This is a genomic window from Faecalicatena contorta, from assembly GCF_021531995.1.
Taxonomy (GTDB): domain Bacteria; phylum Bacillota; class Clostridia; order Lachnospirales; family Lachnospiraceae; genus Dorea_A; species Dorea_A contorta_A.
The window spans coordinates 1-4326 of the sequence record NZ_JAFBIZ010000163.1 but is presented as its reverse complement, the minus strand read 5'-3'; the positions used below and the strand labels follow the sequence as shown (position 1 = coordinate 4326).

General features: G+C 42.8%; 4 protein-coding genes. 1 reads left to right on the top strand and 3 read right to left on the bottom strand.

Features of this window, described 5'->3' with window-relative positions; all coding sequences use genetic code 11:
* Positions 1-63 precede the first annotated feature (63 nt).
* Positions 64-1452 (top strand): citrate/2-methylcitrate synthase, encoded by a 1389-nt coding sequence (locus JQM82_RS14515; RefSeq protein ID WP_235251115.1) that lies wholly within the window; start codon positions 64-66, stop codon positions 1450-1452.
* Between the two features lie 89 nt (positions 1453-1541).
* On the opposite strand, the gene JQM82_RS14510 is transcribed toward JQM82_RS14515, so the two are convergent.
* The 3 genes from JQM82_RS14510 to JQM82_RS14500 all read right to left on the bottom strand — a co-directional run bounded on the left by JQM82_RS14510 (position 1542) and on the right by JQM82_RS14500 (position 4174).
* Positions 1542-2462: a TDT family transporter gene (locus tag JQM82_RS14510; protein WP_235251114.1), complete on the bottom strand. Its 921-nt coding sequence runs from the start codon at positions 2460-2462 to the stop codon at positions 1542-1544.
* Between the two features lie 75 nt (positions 2463-2537).
* Complete coding sequence (locus JQM82_RS14505) at positions 2538-3062, bottom strand: C-GCAxxG-C-C family protein (RefSeq protein WP_235251113.1); 525 nt, start codon at positions 3060-3062, stop codon at positions 2538-2540.
* A 203-nt stretch (positions 3063-3265) separates the two neighbouring features.
* Positions 3266-4174, bottom strand: a complete 909-nt coding sequence (locus JQM82_RS14500) for a LysR family transcriptional regulator (protein ID WP_235251111.1) — start codon at positions 4172-4174, stop codon at positions 3266-3268.
* Between the last annotated feature and the right edge of the window lie 152 nt (positions 4175-4326).

Sequence of the window (4326 nt, the reverse complement as noted above, 5' to 3'; positions counted from 1 at the left end):
CCATTACGATGAAGTGATATTGTAATAGGTGTTTTTTCATTATTAAGAAAAGAGGGAAGATGTATGCCGGAAAACGTAATTATGAATCTTGAAGAACCGCAGCAACTGGAAAGCCTGAAATTAAATATGGAATTATTGGAAAAAGAGCTTATGAGAAACCACCAGATCGATCCTAATCTTTATATAGAGTACGATGTCAAGCGTGGACTTCGTGACTCTGCAGGTAAAGGTGTCCTGACCGGGCTCACCGAAGTCTCCGACGTATGTGCCTACAATCTCATCAACGGACGTATGATCCCGGCAGACGGTGAACTCTACTATCAGGGAATTAACGTAAAAGAACTGATCAACGGTCTCCAGGGAAGAAAGTATGGATTTGAGGAAACGATCTATCTTCTTCTGTTCGGGAAACTTCCATCTCCGAAAGAACTGAGTATGTTTCTGGATGTTATGTTCGATCTGCAGACACTGAGCGGCCGTTTTGTCCGTGACGTCGTTATGAAAGCTTCCAGTGAAAACATTATGAATGCCATGCAGCGCTGCATTCTGACTCTTTATACCTACGACTCGGATCCTGAAAACATTACTCCGTCCAATGTACTGCGCCAGTCACTGGAACTGATTGCCAAACTGCCACTGATTGCAGTCTACTCCTATCATTCATATCGACATTTTCGAAAGGATGAAACTCTGTTGATCCGCAATCCTCAGAAAGGTCTGTCACTGGCAGAAAATATTCTTCTGATGCTTCGCCCGGACAGCCAGTACACAGAATTGGAAGCGAAAGTTCTGGATATCGCACTTATTCTGCACGCGGAACACGGAGGTGGTAATAATTCAACATTTACCACTCACGTTGTCACCTCTTCCGGAACGGATACATACTCTTCCACAGCTGCATCTATCGGATCTCTGAAAGGTCCCCGTCATGGTGGTGCCAACCTGAAAGTACAGAATATGTTTGCGGACATCAAAACTCACATCAGTGACTGGACCAACGAAGAAGAAGTCGCTGCTTACCTGAATAAGATTCTGAACAAGGAAGTCTTCGATCATTCCGGACTGATCTACGGTATGGGACATGCAGTATATACCCTTTCCGACCCACGTGAGGTCATACTGAAAAAATTTGCAAAAGCACTTGCGGAAGAAAAAGGACTGATGGAAGAGTTCGCACTGTACGAACTGGTAGAACGCCTGGCAGGACAACTGATCATGGAGCATCGCAAGCTCTTCAAGAATGTCTGCGCCAATGTTGATTTTTACAGTGGATTTGTATACTCTATGCTGGATATTCCAGAAGAACTCTTCACTCCAATCTTCGCAATTGCACGTATGCCCGGATGGAGTGCGCATCGCCTGGAAGAACTGATCAATGCCGGCAAGATTATCCGTCCTGCTTACAAATATGTGGGAAGACACACGGAATTTCACAACCTGAACGAACGATAAAAGGCGAAAGGGATTGTTGCAAAATGACAAAAACATATTTTGCAACAATCCCTTATACTTATCACAGCATTCGTTTTCAAAAATCTTTTCTATTTATTTGACACAAACAAAAATCCCAAAAAACGAATCAGCGTATATACTACAAACACTACCGCAATTATGGTCTCAATAAACACTACATACTGAAGCACCGGCATCGGTGTTCCCATATTGGCAAGGCATGCCATGGTCTGCTTGGATGCAATCGCGCTGATCACAAATGGGAACGTAAAAGCTGCATAACTCGGATAAAATTTCAGCTTCAGATATCCCACTGCCTTAATCAGGGAGAAAATATATAACACGGTCGCCACAGCAAACATTGCAAGCAAAAATCCTCTGGACTTCGGTGTCACAGACTGTACATATCCTGCAATGCAGAGACTCGTCGGTGCCGCATAGATACAGATCAGCGGCCTGGCCGGCTCCGGAATCTCCGGGCACTTCACATAACGCACGGTCACAAGCACCAGAAGCAGGATCAAGGTTACAAATCCGAACCAGAAAACTGCCGTACCAAGTCCGGTCTTCTCATATGCAGGTGCGGTAACAGATGCCACAACAATTCCAACATATACAATATAATAACTTGCAAATACTTTCGGAAGCTGCAGCTTCAGAACAAATTTTGCCGTAAAATATACGATCAGAACAATATGCAGAAGAATGGCAAAATACCAGATGTACATGGCCGCCGGTCCGATCAATGGCTTCACATACGTACTGAGAAGCATCAGTGCCATCGGAAATGTTCCGGATACACTGGCCATAATCGGATTCTGCATATCTTCTTTAAGCATCTGTGGGAACATGACCAGTTTCAGCAATATCAGAACAAGTAAGAGTGCTGCGACGATTCCGCACACATAACGAATTCCTTCCCCGTAACTCTGCAGCAGATTGCCCAGTGCAGCCAGTCCAAGCATCACGCCACAAAGCGGCACCGGTACTTTTTTAATTATATCTTTCATGTCGTAATAATCCTTTCTGTCACAATCTTAATTTTATCCTGCCAAGATTCACCTGCGAATCTTGACGCACCCTGATTAAATCTCTGCAACGGTACGTCTCGGAGCCGGTTCGTCGATCTCATCCAGATTCTTAATTCCCAGTTCACGACAGACAATCTGAGCTACCTTCCAGGTACACAGACCGGTAAAGAAAATACACTGCTCTTTATGCTCTCCGCGTCCCTTGTCAAATTCTTTCGTCAGAACTCTGCAGCAGATTGCATTCTTTTGATTTGCAACTTTGAACCAGTCATGAAGTTCTTTCGTCAGTTCCATACATTTCACACTCTTCGGATTCGTAGGTCCATCCTGCTCCGTACGTCCAAAGAACATTCCAAGTGCAAGAATTCCACCATTAAATGCGCCGCATACGCAGCCGGACTTTCCTGCACCAACCGCCATACCGGATGCCATAGCAATCACTTCTTCCGGAACATCCAGCTTAAATTCTTCACGGATTGCACTGATAAGTGCCTCACAGCAATAATAGCCCTCTTTAAACTTTTTCTCTGCCACCTGCTGTACCGCTCTTGGACTGATCTCTGTTACACCAATTTTCATTATGATTCCTCCTCTTCAAACAATTCTATTTCTTTTCATTTTATCATAAACTTATTCTCCCTACCTATTAATATTATCAATAAGATTATTTTTATATACTATATGAATAAAAAAGCACAAAAAAAGGCTCTGCACCATTTTCTGTTTTTGTACAAAACAGGGAATTTTAAGAGCCTTATCAACCATTTGTTTCAATTTATCAATTATCTGCTGATACATCCGGTGTTAATATTATCCATCCAGCTTTTGATATGTTTCTGAAATATATCAACCCCGTTTCCGATTGCTTCATGCTTTCGTGTCACCATACAGATCTTCCATTCATAACTTCCATCTTCAAACGGAAGCAGAACCAGATCGTCATGTCCCATATCATCCGATATAAAGTCCACTGTGACAGAGATTCCTTTATTTTCTCTCACCATCTTATGACACAGGCTGAAGCCGCTCGCTTCAAATACAATATCCGGTTCAAATCCCTCTTCCCGGCATCGATCTACAATCATGTGGTGAATCTTGAATTCTCTGCTTTCAATATACAGGGGTTCGCCTCTCAAATCCTGTATGGTAGCCGCACGCTTGCTGCTGAGAGGATGCTTTTTATGAACCAGCAGTTTTACCGGATAAGATGCCAGTTCCAGCACATCATATAACTCCTCATCACATGGGGCCTGATTAAACATAACATTGCCCTCTCCAGACTGAAACCAGCGCTCGATCTGCCTGTCCGGGCACTCTCTGTAATGGAGTTCTATATCCGGATATCTCTTTTGAAAATCCATCAGACACTCCGGCGTAACCAGACGCAAGATTCCAAATGCCGAAAGCAGATCAACCACTCCATGCTCTTTCTGCCGGATTTTAAGAATATCCTTTCTCATACTATGATATTCTTTATATTCCGTTTTTGCATATTCAAGAAATCGTTTCCCACATTCCGAAAGCTCCATCCCACTTCCAGTCCTCAAGAAAAGGATACAGTCACATTCCGTTTCCAGATTTTTAATCACCTTACTGATTCCCTGCGGAGTCATGTACAGAAGCTTTGACGCTTTTGTAAGCTGCTTTTCTTCCGCCACCACAATAAATACTTTCAAATCCCTGATATTCATCGTCTTATAATCACCTCATACTGTATTATAACACATCTTTTGGCTGAATATCCTGAGAATAAATGAGTAAATGGATATATGACTCTTTTCACTTACACATTTTCAAAAAATTAGCACTCACCTATTGACAGTGCTAATAATATGTGTTATAT

Bases quoted from the DNA above. Each gene is read 5' to 3' on its own strand.
- JQM82_RS14515 (WP_235251115.1), top strand. From the start codon at position 64: ATGCCGGAAAACGTAATTATGAATCTTGAAGAACCGCAGCAACTGGAA.
- JQM82_RS14510 (WP_235251114.1), bottom strand. From the start codon at position 2,462: ATGAAAGATATAATTAAAAAAGTACCGGTGCCGCTTTGTGGCGTGATG.
- JQM82_RS14505 (WP_235251113.1), bottom strand. From the start codon at position 3,062: ATGAAAATTGGTGTAACAGAGATCAGTCCAAGAGCGGTACAGCAGGTG.
- JQM82_RS14500 (WP_235251111.1), bottom strand. From the start codon at position 4,174: ATGAATATCAGGGATTTGAAAGTATTTATTGTGGTGGCGGAAGAAAAG.